The 24111-nt window shown below is 40.8% G+C and carries 21 protein-coding genes; 9 read left to right on the top strand and 12 right to left on the bottom strand.

The window, feature by feature from the left end; genetic code table 11:
- Positions 1-133 precede the first annotated feature (133 nt).
- On the top strand, positions 134-1627 hold the full coding sequence (locus tag J2S07_RS12505; protein WP_307150747.1) for a peptide MFS transporter: 1494 nt from the start codon (positions 134-136) through the stop codon (positions 1625-1627).
- 149 nt (positions 1628-1776) lie between these two features.
- Here J2S07_RS12505 and J2S07_RS12510 read toward each other — a convergent pair whose 3' ends face one another.
- From J2S07_RS12510 to J2S07_RS12520, 3 genes are all read right to left on the bottom strand, one after another.
- Entirely contained in the window at positions 1777-2541 is a 765-nt protein-coding gene (locus tag J2S07_RS12510; RefSeq protein WP_307150748.1) for a MerR family transcriptional regulator, read from the bottom strand.
- A gap of 203 nt (positions 2542-2744) precedes the next feature.
- On the bottom strand, positions 2745-4001 hold the full coding sequence (locus tag J2S07_RS12515) for a DUF4179 domain-containing protein (protein WP_307150749.1): 1257 nt from the start codon (positions 3999-4001) through the stop codon (positions 2745-2747).
- Positions 3982-4512: a sigma-70 family RNA polymerase sigma factor gene (locus tag J2S07_RS12520; RefSeq protein WP_307150846.1), complete on the bottom strand. Its 531-nt coding sequence runs from the start codon at positions 4510-4512 to the stop codon at positions 3982-3984. The genes J2S07_RS12515 and J2S07_RS12520 overlap by 20 nt, the downstream gene beginning before the upstream one ends.
- Before the next feature lie 206 nt (positions 4513-4718).
- On the opposite strand from J2S07_RS12520, the gene J2S07_RS12525 reads away from it, so the two are divergent.
- From J2S07_RS12525 to J2S07_RS12540, 4 genes are read left to right on the top strand one after another with little or no spacing between them, the layout of a single operon-like run.
- Positions 4719-5831 carry an ABC transporter ATP-binding protein gene (locus J2S07_RS12525; RefSeq protein ID WP_307150847.1) on the top strand — a complete coding sequence of 371 codons (1113 nt, stop codon included), beginning with the start codon at positions 4719-4721 and terminating at the stop codon, positions 5829-5831.
- On the top strand, positions 5821-6624 hold the full coding sequence (locus J2S07_RS12530; protein ID WP_307150750.1) for an ABC transporter permease: 804 nt from the start codon (positions 5821-5823) through the stop codon (positions 6622-6624). The genes J2S07_RS12525 and J2S07_RS12530 overlap by 11 nt, the downstream gene beginning before the upstream one ends.
- Position 6625: 1 nt before the next feature.
- A complete protein-coding gene (locus J2S07_RS12535; protein WP_307150751.1) occupies positions 6626-7432 on the top strand; it encodes an ABC transporter permease in 807 nt (268 codons plus the stop codon).
- Positions 7425-8498, top strand: a complete 1074-nt coding sequence (locus tag J2S07_RS12540) for an ABC transporter substrate-binding protein (protein ID WP_307150752.1) — start codon at positions 7425-7427, stop codon at positions 8496-8498. The genes J2S07_RS12535 and J2S07_RS12540 overlap by 8 nt, the downstream gene beginning before the upstream one ends.
- A gap of 109 nt (positions 8499-8607) precedes the next feature.
- Here J2S07_RS12540 and cydC read toward each other — a convergent pair whose 3' ends face one another.
- The 5 genes from cydC to J2S07_RS12565 form a co-directional block, all read right to left on the bottom strand.
- Positions 8608-10329: a thiol reductant ABC exporter subunit CydC gene (gene cydC / locus J2S07_RS12545; protein WP_307150753.1), complete on the bottom strand. Its 1722-nt coding sequence runs from the start codon at positions 10327-10329 to the stop codon at positions 8608-8610.
- On the bottom strand, positions 10326-12050 hold the full coding sequence (cydD, locus tag J2S07_RS12550) for a thiol reductant ABC exporter subunit CydD (RefSeq protein ID WP_307150754.1): 1725 nt from the start codon (positions 12048-12050) through the stop codon (positions 10326-10328). The genes cydC and cydD overlap by 4 nt, the downstream gene beginning before the upstream one ends.
- Entirely contained in the window at positions 12050-13063 is a 1014-nt protein-coding gene (cydB, locus tag J2S07_RS12555) for a cytochrome d ubiquinol oxidase subunit II (RefSeq protein WP_307150755.1), read from the bottom strand. Before cydB ends, cydD begins: the two co-directional genes overlap by 1 nt.
- A complete protein-coding gene (locus tag J2S07_RS12560) occupies positions 13050-14453 on the bottom strand; it encodes a cytochrome ubiquinol oxidase subunit I (RefSeq protein WP_307150756.1) in 1404 nt (467 codons plus the stop codon). The genes cydB and J2S07_RS12560 overlap by 14 nt, the downstream gene beginning before the upstream one ends.
- A 314-nt stretch (positions 14454-14767) precedes the next feature.
- Entirely contained in the window at positions 14768-16696 is a 1929-nt protein-coding gene (locus tag J2S07_RS12565; protein WP_307150757.1) for an endonuclease MutS2, read from the bottom strand.
- Positions 16697-17198: 502 nt separating this feature from the next.
- Here J2S07_RS12565 and J2S07_RS12570 point away from each other — a divergent pair.
- On the top strand, positions 17199-17558 hold the full coding sequence (locus J2S07_RS12570) for a DoxX family protein (protein ID WP_307150758.1): 360 nt from the start codon (positions 17199-17201) through the stop codon (positions 17556-17558).
- Positions 17559-17803: 245 nt separating this feature from the next.
- On the top strand, positions 17804-18403 hold the full coding sequence (locus tag J2S07_RS12575) for an SCO family protein (RefSeq protein ID WP_307150759.1): 600 nt from the start codon (positions 17804-17806) through the stop codon (positions 18401-18403).
- Between the two features lie 168 nt (positions 18404-18571).
- Here the strand turns inward: J2S07_RS12575 and J2S07_RS12580 are convergent, their stop codons facing one another.
- Together J2S07_RS12580 and J2S07_RS12585 are read right to left on the bottom strand one after the other, a co-directional pair.
- Positions 18572-19729 (bottom strand): ABC transporter permease, encoded by a 1158-nt coding sequence (locus J2S07_RS12580; protein ID WP_307150760.1) that lies wholly within the window; start codon positions 19727-19729, stop codon positions 18572-18574.
- Positions 19719-20471, bottom strand: coding sequence for an ABC transporter ATP-binding protein (locus tag J2S07_RS12585; protein ID WP_307150761.1), 753 nt, complete (start codon positions 20469-20471; stop codon positions 19719-19721). Before J2S07_RS12585 ends, J2S07_RS12580 begins: the two co-directional genes overlap by 11 nt.
- 168 nt (positions 20472-20639) lie before the next feature.
- On the opposite strand from J2S07_RS12585, the gene J2S07_RS12590 reads away from it, so the two are divergent.
- Positions 20640-21338 carry a LytR/AlgR family response regulator transcription factor gene (locus tag J2S07_RS12590; RefSeq protein ID WP_307150762.1) on the top strand — a complete coding sequence of 233 codons (699 nt, stop codon included), beginning with the start codon at positions 20640-20642 and terminating at the stop codon, positions 21336-21338.
- A gap of 11 nt (positions 21339-21349) precedes the next feature.
- On the top strand, positions 21350-22327 hold the full coding sequence (locus tag J2S07_RS12595) for a sensor histidine kinase (RefSeq protein WP_307150763.1): 978 nt from the start codon (positions 21350-21352) through the stop codon (positions 22325-22327).
- Between the two features lie 284 nt (positions 22328-22611).
- Here J2S07_RS12595 and J2S07_RS12600 read toward each other — a convergent pair whose 3' ends face one another.
- Together J2S07_RS12600 and J2S07_RS12605 are read right to left on the bottom strand one after the other, a co-directional pair.
- Entirely contained in the window at positions 22612-23277 is a 666-nt protein-coding gene (locus tag J2S07_RS12600; protein ID WP_307150764.1) for a putative endonuclease domain-containing protein, read from the bottom strand.
- Between the two features lie 211 nt (positions 23278-23488).
- Positions 23489-23950: a hypothetical protein gene (locus tag J2S07_RS12605; protein ID WP_307150765.1), complete on the bottom strand. Its 462-nt coding sequence runs from the start codon at positions 23948-23950 to the stop codon at positions 23489-23491.
- Positions 23951-24111: the final 161 nt, after the last annotated feature.

Below are 24111 nucleotides of genomic sequence, written 5' to 3' on the forward strand. Positions count from 1 at the left end.
CTGAAATAATTTTAAGTTTTGTCTATTGCAGCCAAAAATTAATATTTTAAAAATTACCACCGATTCCAAAAATTTATTTTGACAAGATAAAAGCTTTGAAAGTATTATAGTAAAATATCAAGGAGGTTTCATCATGACAAACGAAAATAGACAGAAAATTGTAGCAAGTGTACCTCAGAAAGGATTTTTTGGTCATCCTAAGGGGTTATTCACTCTGTTTTTTACAGAGTTTTGGGAAAGATTTTCCTACTACGGAATGAAAGCCATTCTGCTTTTTTATATGTATTACGAGGTTACAAAAGGCGGATTAGGAATTGACAAGAATACCGCAATGGCCGTCATGTCCATTTATGGTTCTCTCGTGTATATGTCGGGAATCATTGGAGGCTGGCTCGCAGACCGTGTACTAGGTACGTCTAGGGCTGTATTTTTCGGTGGAATCTTTATCATGCTCGGTCATATCGTGCTTGCTTTGCCGGGAAATTTAACAATGCTCTTCATCTCGATGGTTCTTATTGTTCTAGGTACAGGATTACTTAAGCCAAACGTATCCAGCATTGTTGGTGAGATATATAGCTTAGAGGATCATCGCCGTGACGCAGGCTTCAGTATTTTCTATATGGGGATTAACCTCGGTGCATTTATTTCACCACTCATTGTTGGTGAAGTAGGAATGAAGCATGATTTTCATCTAGGTTTCGGTCTTGCAGGGATCGGGATGTTCATTGGACTTATCATGTTTGTCTTGACCAAGAAGAAAAATCTTGGGCTTGCTGGAACACACGTCGCAAATCCTCTTTCTAATGATGAAAAGAAGAAAGTATATACAATTATAGGAATTAGTGCAGTGATATTAGCAGTTATTATTGTTATAGCCATCATGATGGGTGCTTTAACATTTGATAGTTTTATTGCACTTGTTGGAATTTTGGGTGTAACGCTGCCGATTATTTATTTCACTGTCATGTATCGCAGTCAAAAAACTACGGATGTTGAGCGCTCTCATCTGCTTGCCTATATCCCTTTATTTATAGCTGCTGTCATGTTCTGGGCGATCCAAGAGCAAGGCTCAACCATTCTGGCGAACTTTGCAGATGAACGTACTCAATTGAACTTTGCAGGATTTAAACTTTCACCAGCACTATTCCAATCCCTGAACCCGTTATTCATTATTACGCTAGCTCCTGTATTTGCTTGGTTTTGGGTTAAGCTAGGGAAGCGTCAACCGACGATTCCTCAGAAATTTTCTCTTGGATTACTATTCGCTGGTCTATCGTTTCTCGTGATTCTTATCCCTGGCTATTTGGCTGGTACAGATGCTCTCGTAAGCCCACTTTGGCTTGTACTAAGTAATTTTGTAGTCGTTCTCGGTGAGCTTTGCCTATCTCCAGTTGGATTATCAGCAACGACAAAGCTTGCGCCAGCAGCATTCTCCGCTCAAACGATGAGCCTTTGGTTCCTCTCTAATGCAGCGGCCCAGGCGCTTAATGCACAAATCGTGAAATTCTATACACCTGAAACAGAAATACTTTACTTTGGAGTGATCGGTTGTGCCTCAATCGTTCTCGGAATTCTCTTATTCCTATTCGCTCCAAAAATTCAAAGCTTTATAAAGGGTGTTCGTTAATAGGCGGTATTTTTTATTCGGTACCTTTTGTTCGGTACCTGGTACCAGCCGTGGACATTTTGCTCATTTTGTCCATATGGGGTGGACAGTTATATACAGTAAAGGCCTCGCTAAAAAATAGCGAGGCCTTTATATTTTGGTACCATTTATTATTTTTTTGCGCCTGTGTAAATCAATATCGCATCTCTTAAAAATTCCGCCGTACCTGGCTGTTCCTTGTCATAGTACGCCTTAAATCTTTCATCATCTACATACATTTGTGCAAGTCCAGCATGGGCTTCCTTGCTATACTCAGTCCAGTAATAGGTGAGCCACTGCTTGTGAAGGTCCGCCGCCTTTTGTGCTAATTCGCTACTCGGATCACCTATTTTTAATGCCTCTGCTAAATTTTCTCTCATTTGTGCTTCAAGCTGTGTTACCATCTCATAATCCTTCTGAGACATATCCATGAACTTCGCATTGGACTTGTTGACGGTATCCTCTCCATATTTCTCTCTGATTTCTTTTCCATACTTTTTTTCATTTTCCTCAACCATTTGCTTCTTAAAGCCTTCAAATTTTTCTTTATTACTCATCGTCATTCTCCCTTCTGTTGCAGAAATAGTTTTCTCCACATTTTTTATGAGTAAATCAAGCTGTTTACGTTTTTCAAGGAGTTGAACGCGATGCTCCTGCAGAGCCTTCGTGCTATCATAAGACGGAGAAGTCATGATTTCCTTGATCGTTTCTAAATTCACACCTAATTCACGGTAAAACAAAATCTGTTGGAGTCGATCGACTTCCCTCTGACCATAAATTCGATATCCCGAAGAATTGATTCTGGCCGGCTTCAGAATCCCAATTTCATCGTAATATCTCAATGTCCTCGCACTCACACCCGCTAAGCTCGCTAGCTTCTGGACCGTATACTCCATCTGCTCACCTCCTTATGCTTCAACGATACACCTTTACGCAACGTCAAGGTCAACACCTAATTTGGTACCTGGTACCGCCCGTGGACTTTTTTTCTATTTTGTCCATCTGCAGTGGACACTAAGGAATCCATTCTTATTATTTTCCATCCATTTCGATTTAAGAAAACCCGGGCATGACATGAAGTCATGTGGCCGGGCTCCTATTATTTGATCTTTATTTTCTCATCTCCGATAATCCATTCTGGAAAGAAGGATAACTTCAATGAAATCGGGTTAGGATATGATTTCAAATCCGGAATAGTAACCCCCGATAGTGTGTAGCCTTCGTCACGTCGACTACTCATATAGTTTGACGTAATATCAACTGTATTGCCTTTCCCATCTACAACCTCGCTGAAGATTCCATATGGAAATTCTTTTTCTGTATATAGCTTCATCCTAATATCGCCGCCATAAATTTCTAAACCCTTTAATCTGTTACCAGGAGGCTGCTTCAAGATTTTCATTTGCTCCGTATCAATAACAACCTCACGATATTCTTTATCTACAGCTTGAATTTTACCGAAAGCAAGATACAGTTCCTTCGGCTCTTTGAAATAGTTGCTTTGCAAATAATAAATGAACTCGTGTTCTGTGACTCCAGTCCGTGTTGTCCCGTTCAATATTTTTGACCAAACCTCCCCATGCTCGTCAACTAAGCGCATATCTTCAATTTCCAACAGCTCCTTCGTATTATTCGGATCTATTTTCAAATGAATGGCGACTCGCAATGGAAAAATCGTTGCTTCGACAAAATCAATTTTCTGCCCCTCAATGACCACGGTCTTATTCAAAGGATAGACCTTTTTCATACGGATTTCTTTTGTCAGGGAAAAGTTCAATGAAAAATTCTCTCTCACCCCATCCCCTTTTACTGCCGTTTTAAGCTGAAACTCTCGAGAGGTTAAGTTATCACGAAAGAAAAATTCAAGCATTCCACTAGAGGACTTCTTGCTATTTTCCCTTTTATGCAACCCACCAGAGCTGATCGAGCTAGGATTGATTTTTCCCTCGTCTAAGACCTTCAAATCAATATCTTCGAAGCTAATATTAGTCTGTTTCTCATCTGTTTTAATAGTATAAAAGAGGACCAACCCCTTCTCATCGGCAATTGCCCCTTCAATCACGAATTCGATCCCATTTTTTTTCTCAGAAACACCAATTTCCTCATAATATTCATGTTCTACAGCCGACATCAATCCTTTGTCATGCTGTATGAGCTCCATGATCTTTCCGATACTAGAAAACCCGACCAATAAAATAGCGACCATTGCCACACTCAAAATCCATATTCGCCGCGGGCGTCGCTTCTGTTCTTGCCTCGCCATTTGAACCCCAGCCTCAATCGCGTGATCGAGCAAATCAGCCGGAATCTCCTCTTTATCCAACCGCTTCCGATACTCATCCAATCTCTCTTCCATGATCCTCCCCACCCTTCTCTTCAAGCTGTTCCCTTAAGAGTTTCAACGCCTTATGAAGCCAAGTCTTCACCGTTCCCTCAGGACAATCAAACACTGCTGCGATCTCTCTAATTTTTAACCCATGAAAATATTTAAGCGTAATTATTTCACGTGAGCGCTCATCCAGGAGCTGCAGTGCCTCATCCATTTCAACATCCCGATATCTTTCCTCAACCCCATGCCCACTTAACAAATCGTCATCATAGACAACCCGTTTTTTCTTCTTCAATTGATCATTGCAATAGTTAATCATGATTCGAAGCAACCATGTCTTGAAAAAAGCTGGTTCTCTTAGTTTAGGAAGATTTTTGTACGCCCGATAAGTTACCTCTTGAACCGCCTCAATTGCTTCATGTTCATTTCTCAAATAGGATAATGCGGTTTTATATAAATTAACCTTATAATTTTTCAATATCTGTAAAAAAGCTTGTTCATCTCCGGCAACTGCCTCTTTCGCAAGCTGTTCATCCATATTCAAGGCTCCACCCCCTACTAATAACTATTAGACTTCCTAATCACAAAAAAGTTTTCATTAATTAGAACTCTTATCCAAAAAAAATATGGCGGTTATTGTCTTTTCATGTATAATTATTCCGAACCGAACAAAATCCTTTGATCTATTCATTTTCAATCGTATCATAGGGTAAAGTAACTAAATAAGAGGGAGGTTGCTATGTGTTGAAAAACGAGGCAATTATTCAGTTCAATCATGTAACTAAACAATACGATGACGATCCACCAGTTCTTAATGATGTTAGCTTCGAGATTGAAAGAGGGAAATTCTATACTCTGCTCGGTCCATCTGGATGTGGTAAAACAACGATCCTTCGTTTAATCGCCGGTTTTACAGAAGCATCTAAGGGTGAGATTTTTTTTAATGGAAAAAAAATAAATGATATTCCTGCTAATAAGAGGCAGGTAAACACCGTTTTTCAAGATTACGCCTTATTCCCTCATTTGAATGTGTATGAAAACGTGGCATTTGGATTGCGTATTAAAAAAATGAACCAAATTGACATAGATAAAAAGGTGAAGGAAGCGCTTAGCTTCGTCAACTTAAAGGGCTATGAAAAAAGGGAGATTAAAGAAATGTCTGGAGGGCAAAGACAACGTGTCGCGATTGCTCGTGCGATTGTCAATGAGCCAGAGGTCATCCTTCTTGATGAACCATTGTCCGCATTGGATTTAAAGCTCCGATATGAGATGCAGTATGAGTTGCGTGAGCTTCAGCAGCGTCTGGGCATCACGTTTATTTTTGTCACCCATGACCAAGAAGAAGCCCTTGCGATGTCTGATGAAATCTTCGTTATTAATGAAGGAAAAATTCAGCAAAGCGGAACACCAAAGGATATTTACGATGAGCCAATCAACCGATTTGTTGCAGACTTCATTGGGGAGTCTAACATTCTTAAGGGTCGTATGATTGAGGATTATCTTGTTGAATTTCTTGGCAAGCAGTTCGAATGTGTAGACCAGGGCTTGAATAAAAATGAACCCGTGGAAATTGTCATTCGCCCTGAGGATTTAGAAATAACCACCGTCGAGCGCGGAAAACTTCAGGTGCGAGTTGATGCTCAGACCTTCCGTGGCGTTCACTATGAAATTAGCTGCTATGACAAGGACCGCAATGAATGGCTTGTACATTCTACCAAAGCCGCCGAAGTCGGGGATGAAATCGGACTCTATTTTGACCCAGAGGCAATTCACGTAATGAGATTTGGCGAGACTGAGGAAGAATTTGATCGTCGCTTAGAAGCTTACAGTGATGGAGAAGAAGGCAATGGAAAATAAGCTCACTCGTAATATTTACATGATCCCTTACTGGCTTTGGATTGCTTTATTTGTCATTGCACCTATTCTACTCATTCTTTACTACTCTTTCTTTGATATTGAAGGTCATTTTTCACTTGTGAACTACCAAAAGTTCTTCACTCCCGTGTATTTAAAAATGACCCTGAGTTCGTTCTGGTATGCTTTTTTAATTACACTCATTTCGTTACTGGTGGCCTATCCAACCGCCTATTTATTAACGAAAACGAGACACAAGCATCTATGGCTGCTCTTAATCATTGTTCCATCGTGGATCAACTTATTGCTAAAAGCGTACGCATTTCTTGGAATTTTTGGAACCTATGGTATCACAAACAGCTTCTTAGAAGTCATTGGCATTGGAACAAAGCAAATCCTATTTACTGATTTTAGCTTTATTTTTGTATCGGTTTATATTTTTATTCCATTCATGATATTGCCGATTTTTAATGCGTTAAATGAACTGAATCCAAGTTTTATTGACGCCGCTCATGATTTAGGAGCTTCCAAATGGACCACCTTCCGTCGCGTTATTTTTCCATTAACGATGGATGGGGTTAAGTCTGGTTGTCAGGTTGTATTCATCCCTGCACTCTCCTTGTTCATGTTGACAAGACTCATCGCCGGCAACCGTGTGATTACCCTCGGTACAGCGATTGAACAGCATTTCCTTGTGACACAGGACTGGGGAATGGGCTCGACGATTGCGGTTTTCTTAATTATTATCATGTTCCTATTTATGGTTCTTACAGGAACTAGAAAGCGGGGTATGTAGCTTGGATAAAAAAATATCCCCTTTATCAAAAGTGTTTCTGGCTGTAATTTTCTTGATTTTGTATGCGCCAATTTTCTTTCTGGTGTTTTACTCTTTCAATAGCGGCGGCACGATGTACGACTTTGAAGGCTTCACTCTCGACTGGTACAAGGATTTATTTCAAGACACCAGGTTATTAATTATCGTGTTAAATACACTGGTGATTGCTTTGCTATCCGCTCTTTTCTCGACAATCATTGGAGTATTAGGAGCGATTGCCATTTACCAATTAAGACGACGACAAACGAAGAATACGATTCTTTCTTTAAACAATGTCTTGATTGTAAGCCCTGACGTCATTATTGGGGCATCCTTTCTTATCTTATTTACGACAGCAGGCATCAAGCTTGGCTTCTACTCCGTTCTGTTGTCTCATATTGCGTTCAGCATTCCGATCGTTGTCATCATGGTTTTGCCAAAATTATTAGAAATGAGCCCAACCTTAATTGATGCAGCCCGGGATTTAGGGGCAAGCAAATGGGATGTACTGGCGAAGGTCATCCTGCCCTATATTACACCAGGAATTTTCGCAGGATTCTTCATGGCCCTAACTTACTCATTAGACGATTTTGCGGTTACCTTTTTTGTAACAGGAAACGGGTTCTCAACCCTTTCAGTTGAAATTTATTCCCTCGCCCGTCGGGGAATCTCTTTAAATATCAATGCACTCTCGACCCTGTTGTTCCTGTTCACCATCCTACTGGTGATTATTTACTACTTTATTACACAACGCACAAAGACACAGGTTGGGGGGATTAGGAATGATTAAGCTAATCCGTGTATTTCTTTCCGTTGTCATTGCTTCAGCTGTTCTGTTGTTTGTTATCAACCGTTTGAATTCCGCAGAGGGATTTTCAAGTGGAAATACGATAACCATTTACAACTGGGGCGATTATATTGACCCTGATCTCATTAAACGCTTCAAGGATGAGACAGGAATTAAGGTGATTTACGAAACCTTTGATTCCAATGAAGCCATGCTGACAAAGATTAAGCAGGGTGGAACAACGTACGATATTGCTATACCTTCCGAGTATATGATTCAGAAAATGAAGGAAGAGAACTTGCTACTTCCGCTTGATCAATCCAAGCTGCCGAACTTGAAGAATATTGATGAACGCTTCATGGATCTCCCATTTGACCCTAATAACAAGTATTCCGTTCCATATTTCTGGGGAACAGTGGGGATTGTCTTCAACACAAAATTGGTCGGTGATAAACCATTCACAAGCTGGAACGACTTATGGGATCCTTCCTTAAAAAATGATATTCTTTTAACGGATGGGGCTCGCGAGGTCATTGGAATGGGTCTGAATAGCTTGGGATACTCATTAAATGATACGAACAAAGAGCATTTGCATGAGGCGAAGGCAAAGCTCGATACTCTCACACCGAATATCAAAGCCATTGTTGGCGACGAGATCAAGATGCTGATCGCCAATGAGGAAGCAGCTGTCGGGCTCGTTTGGTCTGGGGATGCGGCGGACATGATGGGAGAAAATGAAAACCTCGATTATGTTGTGCCATCAGAAGGGTCTAACCTTTGGTTCGATAATATGGTGATTCCAAAAACCGCAAAGAACATCGAGGGGGCTCACAAGTTTATCAATTTCATGCTTGATGCAAAGATTGCTGCTCAGAATGCGGAATGGGTTAGCTACTCGACTCCAAACAAAGAGGCACTCAAGCACATGCCTAAGGAAATGGTCGAGGACGAACGCTTCTACCCATCGCCAGAGCTGACCGACAAGCTTGAAGTATACGAAAACCTCGGCAAAAAAAATCTAGCGTTTTACAATGACCTGTTCTTAGAATTTAAGATGCATCGAAAATAAAATGGTACCTGGTACCATCCGTGGACATTTGTTTGATTTTGTCCACGTGGAGTGTACAATTGTGAAAAAGGGACATCTCTCATGCGAGAAAGATGTCCCTTACTTCTTTTCATCCATGATCTAATTCATACAATCTCTGATACCGCTCACTCGTTTCCAGTAATTCCTCATGACTGCCCTCAATGGCCACTTTTCCTTTTTCCATGAAAACAATCTTGTCCATTTTTTCCATGCCCATCAAATGATGAGTTATCCAAACAACGGTCTTATCCTTTAATGCTTCAAAAATGGTTTCAATCAAATCCGCCTCTGTTTGCGGGTCCAAACCGACGGTCGGTTCATCTAGAATGACAACTGGGGTGTTCTTTAATAATATTCTTGCTAGAGCAATCCTTTGTCTTTCACCACCAGAAAAACGGGCCCCTGTTTCCTCCATTTGTGTGGCTAAGCCAAGAGGTAAGGAGTTAATATACTGATCAAGCTTAACCTGCTTCACAACCCGCTCTATTTCTTCTCTTGTCGCCGTTTGATTCCCAAGACGAATATTATTTTCCACCGTTGTTGCAAAAAGGTACGGCTTTTGATTCAAGACACTAATCTGCTCAAAAATGGCATCACCATAGCAATGACAAGGCTGACCATTTAATTCTACCTTCCCACTGATAGGCACAAGAGCTCCGAGCAGCAGCTGTAAAAATGTCGATTTCCCTGCCCCACTTTTTCCTAACAGGGCGAACTTATGCCCCTGAGGAATCGATAAGCTCATTTGATGAAGGGCATCTTCTTGACTACCCGCATAACGGTAGGTCAAGTGATCAGCCACTAGGTTAGCAGCATTTGACTTCCCTACTTCTATTGGTTTCGCCTCATGTCTGTCGCCTCTCTCAATATTTCCTACTCTACGCAATGATTCCTGATAAGCAGGAATACGCTCAATCGCGTGTGAAATGGGAAGTAGCCCCTCGATAATTGGCAATGTCACAAGCGTAAAGGCCGCAATATAGGTCGGAGCAATCCCTCCAGCCTGCGCCTCAAAACCTGACCAAATTGCCATCATGATTAAGATGAGTCCAGACAAAATTCTTAACTGCAGCTCTCGAGATTGATTCCAATAGCGGAGACGTCGATCAACCTCGAATATCTCCTCGCGCTCTCTATGAAATCCGTTAATAAAATCCTTTTCCCTGCCACTAATGATCCAATCGGTCAATCCAAAGACCGCATCGGTCAGATTGGAATACAACCGACTTTGCACCTCTTTTTGCTTAAGCTGCCGTTTTTTTAATATAAATAAGGACCAAACTGGATATACCACAACAATGAGACTTAAACAAAATCCGATCCAAAGAGCGAATTTCCAATCAAATAAGGATAGTGAGATGATGGAACCCGCAAATAAGCATAAAGCGACAATCGTTGGAAAAATGGTACGGATATACAAATCCTGCAGATGCTCGATATCGTCTGCAAGAGTTCCAAGCAAATCACCTGTCTGAAATCGTTCGCGAATAAACAGTGCCTGTGGCTCCAACATTCGATAAAGCCAAACTCGCATGTCAGATAAGATTTTTAGGACCGCATTATGCCCAATGAGACGCTCGATATATCTCGTGACCGCCTGTGAAATTCCGAACGTCCGTACAAGGACAATCGGTACATACAGCATCAAAATATTGTAGGGCATGAGGGAGGCACTCGAGATTAAATAACCTGAGGTGAAGGTAAGCATCGAACTCGCCAGCACAGTTAATAGCCCAAAAAAGACTGCTAGGCTAATCGAACGATAATATTGCCGCAAATAGGGCTTGATATATGTGTTGAAGTGTTTCATACTCCCCTTCCTCCCTTCGCTGCCGAAATGAGTTCAAAGTAGTGCCCCTTTTTTGCCAATAATTGTTCATGGGAGCCGCATTCGACCAGCTGACCTTCCTGTAAGACAAAGATGAGGTCCATTTCCTTCATCCAGTGCAAACGATGGGTCGCAAAAAAGACAAGCTTTCTCTCCAATAACGGTAATAGCAATTCCTTAATTTCATACTCCGTCTCAATATCTAGATGGGCGGTCGGCTCATCGAAAAGCATGATCGGACGTTCCTGCAAAATCGTTCGCGCTAGTGCAATTCGCTGCTCCTCCCCACCGCTTAAGCTCCGGCCACCCTGTCCAATTTTCTCATCCAACCCATTTGGCAGGCTCTTCACCAGCTCAGAAAGTCCAGCTCGTTCAACGGCAAGCAGCAAATCCTCTTTACTGGAATGCTGCGCATACCAACGAATATTCTCCGCAACCGTCCCTGAAAAAATATATGGATGTTGTGGGATGTAAGAGAGCTGCCTTTGCCATTCATCGACAGTAAAGCTCTCAACCTCAATTCCATCAAACAGGATAGTCCCGCTGCTCTTATCCCTTAAGCCAGCCAGTAAATCAATGAAGGTCGATTTGCCAGCCCCCGATTGTCCAACAATCCCGATTTTCTGAAAACCCTTCACCTCAAAATCCAAATTCTTCACTATGAAGCTCTCATCTTCAGTTGATGCCTTTGAGAGCCCTCTAACCGCTAAGTAACTTGCCTCATTCCAACGAGGAAGAGGCTGTGTGCTTATTAATTTTCTATCCTCCTGCGAAAGGATTTCATGAATCTTGTCTCCGGCATCCTTTCCGTCCATCGTCGCATGATAATCGTTTCCAAATGAACGAATCGGCAGAAAATATTCCGGTGCAAGAATCAAGAGCATGAGTGCTGACTCGAGGCCTATTTTTCCATCAATAAGACGTAATCCAAGTTCAACCGCTACGACGGCAACCGAGAGACTCGAAAAGAAATCTAAAGCAAAGGTCGATAGAAAAGCGAGGCGCAGCGTGCGGTTCGTTGCCATTCGATACCTCTCACTAACCGCTCTTATCGCGTGTTCATGGGATTTGCTTTTTCCGAGAAATTTCAAGGTTACAAGACCGCGCAAGGAATCGACAAAGTGACTGGATAATAAGCGGTACGAATCCATTTGGGCATCAATTTTCTTCTGAGCCAGGAGGCCAAGCAAAATCAAAAAGGCAATCATGATCGGCATCGTCACGAGAAGAACGACCCCTGATAAAGCATCAACCGTAAACACATAGACTAGTAAAAAGAGGGGGATACAAATCATGGAAACGGCCCGTGGAATGAATAGCTCTAGGTACGTGCGGAAATTGGTGATACCTTCTAAGCAAAGGGTAATGACACTACCTGAACCGTGACGTCCAACTCCCCTTGGTCCCAACCGAAATAATTTTTCTAATAAAAGAGTTTGGTAGGAAAGCGCTGTTGTTTCTGCAAAACGATATGCCATTCGCTCCTTCGTCCACTGCAATAAATGCCTGAGGAAAAAGAATCCACCAAAGCCAAAAAGAAAGGGAAGGACAGCATTGACTGCTGCCCCTTTGAATAGTTTCGTAATAGCCGTCGAAAGAAAGACGGCATGTAAAATGATGAAAACACTTTGGAAAACCGTTAGAAGACCAATGATGAACATTGTTTTTTTACTACCTTCATAACGAAGAAGCTGCTTGTCCATTAGTATTCTAAATGCTCCTTATGAGTTACTCTTTTGCGGAAGATATAATAACTCCAAATGGTATAGGCTAAAACAATTGGAACCATCGTTGCTGCAACAATGGTCATGACCTTTAACGAGTAGGCGCCCGAAGCAGCATTATAGACCGTTAAATTGTAGGCCAAGTCGGTAGAGCTAATCATGACGTTCGGGAACAAGGCAATGAAGAATGATGATGTTACCAGAACCATGATGAGCCCTGTTGTCGCAAAGCTGAGTCCCTCTTTCTTTTTGCGAAGAAGAGGAAGCAACGCTAAATAGCATATGACAGCTACAATATAGAGCGGAATGAGAATCGCCCCTCTGTTAGCGAATGCATCTGTATAAATTCCGGTTAGGACGACAAATAACACGATTACAATTCCAGTAGCAAGATATACCTTTTGTGCCGCTCGGTTTGCTCTTTCACGAAGCGCACCCTCTGTCTTGAGGCCAGTGAACATTAGGCCATGCAAGTAGGACAGCAGGACAAATGCCACACCACCAACGACCGTATAGACATTCACAATATCTAGAAGCCCAGCATGCATATCCATGTTTTCATCAATCGGGAGACCCTTGATGAGACTACTGAATAACACCCCTAGTAAAAATGGGGGAAGAATGCTGCCTAAAAAGATTGCCCAGTCCCATGTCTTCACCCATGCTGAAGAATGTGCTTTTCCTCTGAATTCAAAGGCCACTCCCCGGGCAATTAATGCCAGCAGCAGCACGACAAACGGGATATAATAGCCGCTAAAAAGCGTCGCATACCAATGCGGGAATGCTGCAAACATGGCTCCCCCTGCGGTGATTAACCACACTTCATTCGCATCCCAAAATGGACCGATGGAGTTAATCAGCATTCTTTTTTCTGTATCATTTTTGGCAAGGAATTTTGTTCCCATACCTACGCCAAAGTCAAAGCCTTCTAGGAAAACAAAGCCTACGAAGAGTACACCAACGAGTATGAACCATAATTCACTTAGCTCCATTTGCTACACCTCCTTCACTGAACGGATCGGCGACATGAAGGTCGTCCGTTGCCTTTTTAAATGGACCTTCCTTAAACACCCTCACAAATAAATACACCATGGCAATGGCTAACAATGTATAAATTAGCGAAAAAGTAATTAATGAAAATAAAACGCTACCCGCTGAAACATTTGGCGAGATTCCATCTGCCGTTGTCATAAGGCCGTAGACAATCCAAGGCTGACGACCGATTTCCGACATGATCCATCCTGAGAAGTTGGCGATGAATGGGAAGAAAATCGCTGGAATCATCCATTTTAAATACTTGGAGCTGTTTTCTAATTTTCCTCTCCAGAATTTAATGAGGCCGATTAGGGTTAAGAGAATCATCAAACCTCCTGCAGCCACCATAATTCTGAAGCTCCAGAACGTGGTCTTAACCGGAGGAATATAATTTCCGTCTCCAAATTCTTTTTCATATTTTTCTTGCAGGGTGTTCATCCCCTCGACACTGCCACTAAATTTTCCATAGGCTAGGTAGCTTAGTGCATAGGGAATCTCAATTCTTGCCGAAGCCTCTTTCTTATCTGTATCCAAAATGGCAAATAACGTCCACGGGGCAGGATCAGCTGTGTCCTCCCATACCCCTTCTGCTGCAGCCATTTTCATCGGCTGTGCATCCATGAGGTAGGTTGCTTGTGAGTGACCAGAGAAGGCAATTCCTAATGTAGAAATAAGGCCAACAATCATCGGTACAGTCATGGAGCGCTTAAAGAACTCGATATCTTTTTTCTGGAGAAGCTTCCACGCACTCATTCCAAGGATAAAAAAGGCCCCTGTTGCAAAGCACGCAAAAATTGTATGCGGAAAAGCAACCAACACCTTCGGATTTGTAATAACAGCGAAGAAATCATTCATTTCCGCACGGCCGTTTTCAATCACATAACCAAGGGGGTTTTGCATGAAGGAATTGGCGACTAAAATCCATAGGGCTGAAATCGCTGTTCCAATGGACACAAGCCAAATGCAGGCTAAATGCAGCTTCTTTGGCAGCTTGTCCCAACCAAAAATCCAAAGCCCGATAAAGGTCGATTCTATGAAGAAGGCAAGAAGCGCTTCGATTGCAAGGGGCGCACCGAATACATCCCCAACAAATCTTGAATAGCTCGACCAGTTCATCCCAAACTGGAACTCCTGTAAAATCCCTGTAACGACACCGACGGCAAAGTTAATGAGGAAGAATTTCCCCCAAAACTGAGCCATCTTCTTGTAAATCTCCTCTTTCTTGACAACATACAGCGTCTGCATAATCGCAATAATAAAAGCTAGACCAATCGATAATGGTACAAAAATAAAATGAAATAGAGTAGTAGAAGCGAATTGTATCCTCGCTAAAATCAAATCCTCCATTACTATTTTCCTCCCTTCTTTCTTCCTACAAATTAATATATCAGCATAAGTATTTTTAATTGTGAAATTGTAGAGGAATATTTGTTACAAATTTAAAAACTTTACCAATTAAAGTGTTTTCTTAAAATAATTTAAGAACCTCCCACGGAGATTATTATATTTATATAACAAAACCCTAAATGGTACCAGGTACCGCCCGTGGACATTTGGACGATTTTGTCCACATGGGGTGGACACACCCTATTCGATAGGTAATCCACACCACTGCAGGATCAAAACAGGCTGCCTCGAGTGAGACAGCCTATTCCTACAAGCTATGAATCCTTTTCAATCACATCATCGACATGTCTTTTAGCCATTTCGTTGCGGATCTTCCGGTGTTCCTTTGTTTCAAAAATGATATCCATATCATAGTCCTCTGGGTAGAGCTCCTCTGCGGAAATATAAAGAACTAATCGTTTGTGGTTAAAGCTCATGATTTCACCCTTCACCAAAACCTCGACATTCCCAACTGAATCAGCAGGCTTTGAGACGATCCCGAATTCATCGATTGAAGGAATTTTCACATTATCTCCACGTCTGAAGGCAATGGTTTCTACTTTTCTTTCTTCCTTTTTTCCATGCTTCTGCTTGTAAACATACTTGGCATTCATGGCAAGCTGACGGTCTAAATCCTGCAATCGATACTCTGGTAATTCCTCGTATTGTTTGGTCTCTCTGTATGTTACCTCATGGGCTCTTTCGATTAGCTTTGGATGCAGCCCTAGTCTCATCGCAATATCAAAAGCTTGACTCTCTCCGCCTTTTCCAATAATTAGACGATAGGTCGGCTCAAGACTATTTAGATCAAATTCCATCGCCCCATTTTCAAAGCCCTCTTTTTCCTCTGCAAATGCCTTTATTTCACTATAATGGGTCGTTGCGAGAAGGGTTGCTCCCTTATGAAAAAGCTCCTCAAGAATGACTGTGGCTAAGCCCATCCCTTCAGCCGGATCGGTTCCACTTCCTAATTCATCCAATAGAACGAGAGATTTCGGAGTCGTTTCAACAAGAATCTCAATAATGTTTTTAATTCTAGAGGAAAAAGTACTCAAAGATTGCTCAATACTTTGCCCATCGCCAATATCCACAAGAATCTTTTCAAAAATAGCGACCTCACTCCCCGTGGCAGCTGGGATATGCAGCCCTGATTGTGCCATCATTGTCAAAAGCCCCACCGTTTTAAGCGTCACCGTTTTTCCACCAGTATTTGGTCCTGTGATGACAAGGGCATCGTAATCTTCCCCTATGACAAAGTCTAATGGAACAGCTATTTCGCCTAACAATGGATGACGTGCCTGCTTCAACCGAATGGTGTGATATTCATTCATTTGTGGAGCGATCCCTTCAATCCTATTGCTGTATTTCGCTTTAGCAAAAATGACATCATACTGAACCATCGTTTCGACTGCCAGGTTGATTTCCATCTCCCACTCTTCTATCAGTCCTGTTAGCACCTGAAGAATGCGATGTTCTTCCGCTTCCTCTTGAATTTTTAAAAGCTCAATTTCATCTTGAATCGAGCCAATTTCCTCTGGCTCGATATACACGGTGGAGCCTGAAGCAGAGGTATCCAAAACGGCTCCCTTGATATTCTTTCTGTATTCCTTTTTTACCGGGATGACATATCGACCATTCCGAACACTAACGATATTTTCCTGAATGTATTTACTGTTTTTTGCTGATTTCAAAAATTGATCGATTCGTACTTTTATTCGCTCCTCTAAAATAGAGATCTGCTTGCGAACTTTTAATAGCTCCTTGCTCGCATAATCATCGACCCTTCCATTACGAATACAGCGAATGATTTCATCAGCAAGCTCCTTTAAATCGTATAAGGAATAAACATACGTAGTTATCGTTTGGGCCACATATTCCTTATCCTTCAGGAACCGTTTCAGGCGGTCGACACAAATAATTAAATCATAGACCTCCATCAACTGTTCTGGTCGCAGGACAAAGCCCTTATGGAGATTTTTCGTAATGATGCTCATCCCTTTTAAGCTTGGGATAGGAACGCTCGAGCTAATCTTAAGGATTTCCTTTGCTTCGGAAACCTCTCTCAGCCAAGCTTCAATCTGCTTTTTCGAAAAAGAGGGTTCGAGAGCACAGATTTGTTCCTTTCCTATTTCCGAAATGGCGTAGGATGCAACTATTTCCTTTAAATCTTGAAATTGCAATACTTCCACTGTTTGTGAATTCAATTCTTTTTCCTCCTTAAAAATGGTGAAATCTCTTCACATACGTGCGAGGAAAAACAGAGTAGATTGGATGTCAGATTCCTCCCTAAAAAACAAAAAATCGCAAAAGAACAGAATCGTCCCTTTGCGATGGATACGTTTAAATAGATTGACAATGGCATAAAAAGGCCAACATCATCCGTATAGAGGAGTCAACGCAAATTGTGTTCTTAACTATCCTGTCTCAAAAAAGAGATCACTAAATAAACCTGGTAGATCACCGTTTTTTGAAACACGCACGTATGGAATTACGTTTAGTTAAGAACTCCAATTTCCATAAAACAAACTCCTTTTAGTTTGGTTTCCTTATTAAAAACCATAACCGATACCTTATTATTACCATATTTATCTCATTTAGTACAGATTTTTTTGAAAACTCAGCATCAGCTATTGCTTTAACTTCCTTTAAAAAGCTCATGGTTTGTCCACTGGGGTCATATAGTTTAGAAAAAAGGAGGGAATTAAATTGAATGAATTAACCTACATAAGATATTCAGTTGGTTTTGTCTTTATCATTTCTGGACTGATGAAATTTTTTAGCGAGGAGCTTGGCAATACCTTTATTAGTTTAGGGCTTCCGTATCCAATTTACTTTATGTACGTGGTGGCATTAGTAGAAATTGTTTGTGGGCATTTAATTGCTACGAATAAACACGTAAGAAATGCTTCCATTCCGTTAATCTTAATTATGATTGCCGCTATTATTCTTACAAAAGTTCCAATTCTAACATCCGGTTTCTTCCTTTTCGCTTTCAGTGCCAGACTAGATATAGTCATGCTTATCCTTCTGACGGTCCTCTATAAGAACTCATCTCGATTGAAGTGATGGTACCAGGTACCGCCGGTGGACAAACAGGCCACTTTGTCCACTGATGGTACCTGGTACCTCCCGTGGACATTTTGTCATTTTTGTCCATCTGGAGTGGACATTTCTATTCCATAGTAGCGAAGTATTCATTTTTTTGTAAGCAAAAGTGATCCCCTTCACTATATTTTTTCTCGATGAACTTATACTAAAGACATAAAAATGAAAAATTAGGTGAAATGATGAAAAAATATGGGTGGTCGCTTTTGCTTATTCTTCCTCTGCTGCTCTTAAGTGCTTGCAGTACTCAAGAACAGGAAGAAACCCAGAATATCGATAACAATGGGAAAACCGTATCTGAGGACAAATTTGTTCCCGAATATGACTGGGCCCTCGCTTATATTGAAGCTGTCAACCAAAATAATGAAAAAACAACCCTTCAAAAATTCCAAGGAAAGCCTTGGATTATGAATATGATTTTTACAAACTGTACCACCGTCTGCCTCCCGATGACTGCGAATATGGCTAAACTTCAAACGAAGCTGAAAGAACAGAATCTAGATTACCATCTAGTTTCATACACTGTTGATCCCGAAAATGACACCCCTGAGATCCTGAAGGAATGTGGAGCCCAATATGAGGCGGATTTCTCGAATTGGGATTTTCTTACTGGTTATTCAGAAGAGGATATTCAAAGACTTGCAAAATCAGTAAAAACGTTGGCAGAGAAACCTGCAGGAACGGATCAAGTCAGTCACAGCACGAAATTTTTCTTAATTGACCGGAATGGGGTTGCCGTTAAGGGATATGATGGGGTTAACCCGCCATATGATGATATCATTCATGACCTCAAAAGCATTGATTAGATTTCCATCTGTAATATAGGAAAGCCCACTTGGTATTCATTATTCTACGAATACCAAGTGGGCTTAATTTATCCTCACTACTGTCCACCTGTGGCGGACAAATCAGGCAAAATGTCCACCGGCGGTACCTGGTACCGAAGAAAGAAGTACCAAAGAAAAAGTACCGAATTAGTTCATGACCCATTTGTCCTTTAGGAACAGGATGCGGCTGATGATAAAGAAGACTATCACACATACCAGATTGCTAGCAATCGCAATTATAATATGTTGGTAATCAATAATACCGAAGAGCAATTCTTTTAATAAGCTAAATAGATTCAAGATTGGAATGATAAAATAGTTCATTGAAAGTTCATTGACCCCAATGGTTGATGTAATGACTGCTGGGAACATCGCGACCATCATAACTGGGGAACTATAGCTTTGAGCTTCCTTGACCGTTTTCCCAATAATACTAGTGAGCATTAATACAGATGCTGTAAACATGGCATACACAATCGAAATGAGAATGGCTAAGCCCACGATAAGAATTGGATTTTCACCCAAAGTAACAGCCTTCTTTAAGTTTTCTGTAAGGAAAGTAATTTCTAAAGCTACGACGATTAATGTAATCATCCCTGTAATTGTCCCAATGGAGGTAATGGTTAACCACTTTGAGATTAAAAGGGTTGAGCGTTTCACTGGAGTCATTAGCAATGCCTCCATTGTTTTCTTTTCTTTCTCCCCAGCGAAAAGGTCAGCTGCTGCAGGCCCGGCTCCAATTCCAATGGCTAATGCTAGCATCATCGGAATGAGCATCGCTAGTAAGCTTATGCTTGAATCTTCTCCTGACAATTCCCTTTGCTCAATGGTAAAAGGTTGGATCACACTCGGGTCAGTACCCTCCGCTTGTAATCTTGTAGAAATGATTGTCTTTTCATAAACTGCAAAGGCGCTTGTGACCAAATTCATCAGATTCGATGAATTTTGGCTAAAAGAATCTCCAATAATCGTAGCAGAGGCATCTTCTCCTTTTTGAATCTTTTCGGCAAAATTCTCTGTTAAAAGTAGTGCTGCCTGTGCTTCTCCGTTTTCAACGGTTTCCTCTGGATTTGAGGATTTAACCAGTTCGATATTTTCAAAGCCAACGAAGATATTTTCCTCTTCTGCTGTGATGGAAGAGCTTACTGCTAAAGTGAAGGAATCCCCTTCCCCATCTGAAAATAATTTCTCATAGAATAGCACTAATCCAGTCATCATGATGATTGGCAAAAATACAGTTAATAACAGTGTTCTCCGGTCCCTAAAGCTATCCTTCATTTCCTTTATATAAATATTAAGAAGCATAATGTTCGTTCCCCCTTACTAATTTGCTCATGAAAATATAGTTTAAATCCTTACTTCCCTCTTCTTTATAAAGCTCTTCTAAGTCCCCATGATATACCAGCTCACCCTTATGCATCATCGCAACCGAGTCACATAGCATGGAAACCTCCTCCATGATATGACTGGAGAAAACAATCGTCTTGCCCTCACTTTTTAACTGATGGACAAGCTGACGAAACACATTGGATGAAGTGATATCAAGACCCGTTGTTGGTTCATCAAAGAGAATGATTTCTGGATTGTGAATCAAGGTTCGCGCAATCGCCACCTTCTGCCTCATTCCCTTCGAAAATCCGCCAACCTTTCGATTTAAGTAATCCTTCATGCCAAACATCTTGGCGAGGTCATCAATTCGAACCTTTGTCTCGTGTTTGCTGAGTCCATAAAGGCTTGCAAAATATTCAAGATTTTCCCTGGCAGTTAATCGGTCATAAAGACCTGTTTCGCCACCAAATAGTACCCCCATATTCTTTTTTATTTCCTCTGGATTTTTGACTGTATCAAAGCTGCCAACACTTATTTTGCCTTCTGTCGGATTAAGAAGGGTGGCAATCGAGCGAAGCAATGTTGTTTTTCCAGCCCCATTCTCTCCTAAGAGTCCAACAACCTCGCCTTTCCTAACCTTGAAAGAAACATGCTTTAACGCCGTGACATAAGCCTTTTTATCCTTAAACTGTTTCGTAACCTCTTGAATTTCAATCACTTTTTTTACACCTCATTTGTTTGATTTCTTGATTTCATCATACAAACATCCGAAGGGTAAATCTTCACTTATGTCGCGAATATTCCATTTGTTGTCGTGAAAAGGTCAAATTTGCCTATTTTGGTGGTAAAATAGATTAATAATCTACTGGGAGAAGTTGGGGAGAACATGAGGGTTGGACTTGTTGATGATCGATTTATCGATTTGGAAAAACTAAAAGGCATTATAGCAGGGGTTCCAGGTGTAGAGATCGTGTTTGCAACGTTATCGGCGGAAGAAGCGTATGAACAGATCAAAAAAGAAGCGATCGATTTACTGATTGCGGATATTGAGATGCCTACCCTTTCTGGCTATGAGCTTGCAGATATCATACATTCACATGCACTCAATATTGCGGTCATATTTGTTACCGGCAACAGCGGCTATGCCGTTCATGCCTTTGAGTTAAATGTGCACGATTACATCATGAAACCATATTCAAAGGAACGTTTGGAAAAATCAGTTGAACGCTTGCTTGAAAAAACGAAATCAGCTGACATTGCAGGCAGACTTTATATAAAAAGAAAGAATGATATCCATATTGTTCAGAAAAAGGATATTGTCTTCATTGAACGGTCCGGTCGTTCAACAACGATCTTTACGAAATCAGGACCGATTAAAACCTATCAAACCTTAAATGAACTAGAAGGAGAGCTAAGAGAAAGAGATTTTATCCGCTCCCACCGCTCCTTTATTATCAATATCCATTATGTCAAAAACTTTTCTCTCTATGCTAAAAACTCCTATATTGTGACCTTCGAGGGACTCGATGAACAAGCAATGATTACAAAGGAAAAGGTTGAATTTTTGCAAGAGTACTATTTTTAGAGGTGAAACGCTTGAGGCCATTTATTTATTGGGGAACGATTTCCATACTTGCCATTCTCCATTTGCAGGCAGTACTGAATCTTCTCCCCATTGCTATTCCCGTCTATGTAACGGCTATTTTAGTATTAGGAACATCTTATTTATTAAATAGAAAAATGCTGCTGCATATCGATTCTCTTAGTACGAAGGTAAATGGGCTGCTCTTTGTGATGCAAGGGATGCTACTAATCATGAATATTTTCGGGGAAACGTCATGGACAAACGTGGTTCCTTTTGGATTATTTCTTTCTATTGAAGGAATTAGGCTTTTACTCTCACAAAAAATGTTCTATCTTTCGAAGAGTGTTAGAGATTATGAAGAGCAGAGGGAGCAGTTTAATGAAACCTATCGTGTCGTTCGCAGTGAACGGCATGATTTTCTGAAACATATTTCATCCCTTCATTACTTGCTCGAAAATCATCAATCAGAGGAAGCAAGAGACTATCTCGGGCAACTGGTAGAGGGATATGAGGAGACGAACCTTTCGATTAAAGGTGAACGAGGAGTGGTAGCTGGGGTCCTTCACCAAATGTATCGGCGCGCGAAATCCAGTGGAATTGAAGTGGTTTACGATATTGATATTCCTTTATCAAGCCTGCCTCTTTCTGATAAGGAGATCGTCACTCTTGCTGGAAATCTTCTTTCCAACAGTATTGATGCCTGTGAGGAATGGCAAGCAGCAAATGGGAGGCAAGCCACTCTTACCCTCCAGTTTTACAAGCGAAGTGGCTTGTTTTTGATGATTTGTGAGAATGATAGCCCAGCAATTCCGACTGATGTTCTCGATCAGCTCTTTGAATCCTACGGCAATACTACAAAAGGAGAAGGTCATGAGGGACTAGGTACCAAACTCATTTTTGATATCGTTGCCAAACACAATGGTTATCTAGACTTTGTCCACAAGAGCCAGAAATTTACTGTCAAAATTAAAATTCCTGCTGTGGTTTAAAAACTAGGCTCCCAGTTAACTGATGGGAGCCTAGTTTTTGAGACTATGGTTTTTTTATTTTTGAAGAATTGTCCTTAATACGTAACTAGCGAACATGAATAAGCGGAGATTTTTCGGTTAAATGCTGAAAGCGGCGTCTTTTGGGGTTTATAAGGGGAGGTTTTCCTGTTATGCAAAGAAAAACCTCCCATTTTTACATAAATTGCTTGATTAGACGGAATCTCTCCGTCTAATCAAGCAATTTTTTAACTTATTTACAAATTAGGCGAAGTTTCTCCGCCTATTTATAGGATTGGATGCTTAACTCGGTCCCCCAACCGATAAGAGCGGATCCTCTTAGTCCCAGATGCGGGAATTAACATCTTTTTCTCGACTAGTTGAGATAGTATTTTTTTTACCGTCTTGTCGCTTAGTTTCAAATACTTCTCGACTTCTATAGGGGATATGACATCTCCTTTTCGAATCGCTAGCCGAATTACTTCCTTTTCATGAAAGGATAAAGATGTTTGGTCCAATTCATCACCCAACCATCGGCCAATCACTTGCTGAACAATCTGTTGACATCGACGAGGCTTCTCATTGACTTGGTCATAAGAAAATCGAATTACGGTCCATCCATCAATCACCAACTGGTTTTGTCGTTCCAGATTGTCGGCAAATTGCCATCTACTAATGTTCTTTAGGTGTGGGCCATAACCGTCGACCTCAAGGCAAATCCGGATGGCTGGACGAATGTATGCAAAATCTAAATACCTTTTGCCATCCTTGAAATCGTCGACTTCATATTCTGGATGAAGAAATTGGAAATGATTAAATAAGGGCCACCACACTTGCTTCAAAAATAACATTTCAGCATGGTTGTGACCTTCTTGTAAGCGCCGCAACCGTTCACCAGTTCTCACCTGCATGTGGGCATTCATAAAGACTTGGTATTCTTTTTCAAATCCCACAATATCCCTCCTCCTGTCCAATGGTCATGTCATTTACTGCAAACTGTATAGTAAATAAATCAATATAATAATCTCGAAAAGGGTTCTGGAAAATTGTTTCTTCTTGTAAAAGTTGACTCGGGGAAATCTGAGATGGCCGATAATTTTTTAATTTGGGGGATAGAATCCATAACTTCGACTAAACAATTTTATTAACTTCGAAATCAACTAACTATTCTTCAATAGGAACCATGAAATCATAATCAGGGTACCCATACTTAGCAAACATTTTTTCCCTGTAATCTTCAAAGGACAAATAGAAATTTTCAGGAGGATATCCTAAAAAGACTGTAAAAACTCCGTCTTTAAATAAAACTACATAGCTTTTTTCCTGATTGATATTTTCAGCCCAAAAAGATGTTTTATAGTCCTCCAATTGCTCATCTGTAACAACGCTATCTAATAAAATTTTTTTACGGTTTCCGCCTTTCTCTTCTAAAACTACAACACCATTTCCTTCATTTTCTTCTTCTTTATATTCCAAGCAATCAGTCGTCCATTTTTTAATTGTTTTTGAATAATTATAACCACAACGTATGCAAATGGTATATTGTTCACCCGTTTTGTAATAATAATCTTCTATAGCTGAACGTCCACAACAAGGGCATTTTGTCGCATAAATATTCGATGCCACAGAATTATCATCTCCTGTATTTAAAAAATTGAATTTTTAAGGGATTAATAAAAAGAAATAGATTGTTGATTTGATTTGAGAAGGGAAAATTTTTGTTACAGAAAAAGAAGTGTTTTCATGAGGTCGGTATAAATAATGACTGAGAAATTAGTATTTTGTTA

It is taken from the genome of Anoxybacillus andreesenii (genome assembly GCF_030813005.1).
Lineage (GTDB): Bacteria > Bacillota > Bacilli > Bacillales > Cytobacillaceae > Robertmurraya > Robertmurraya andreesenii.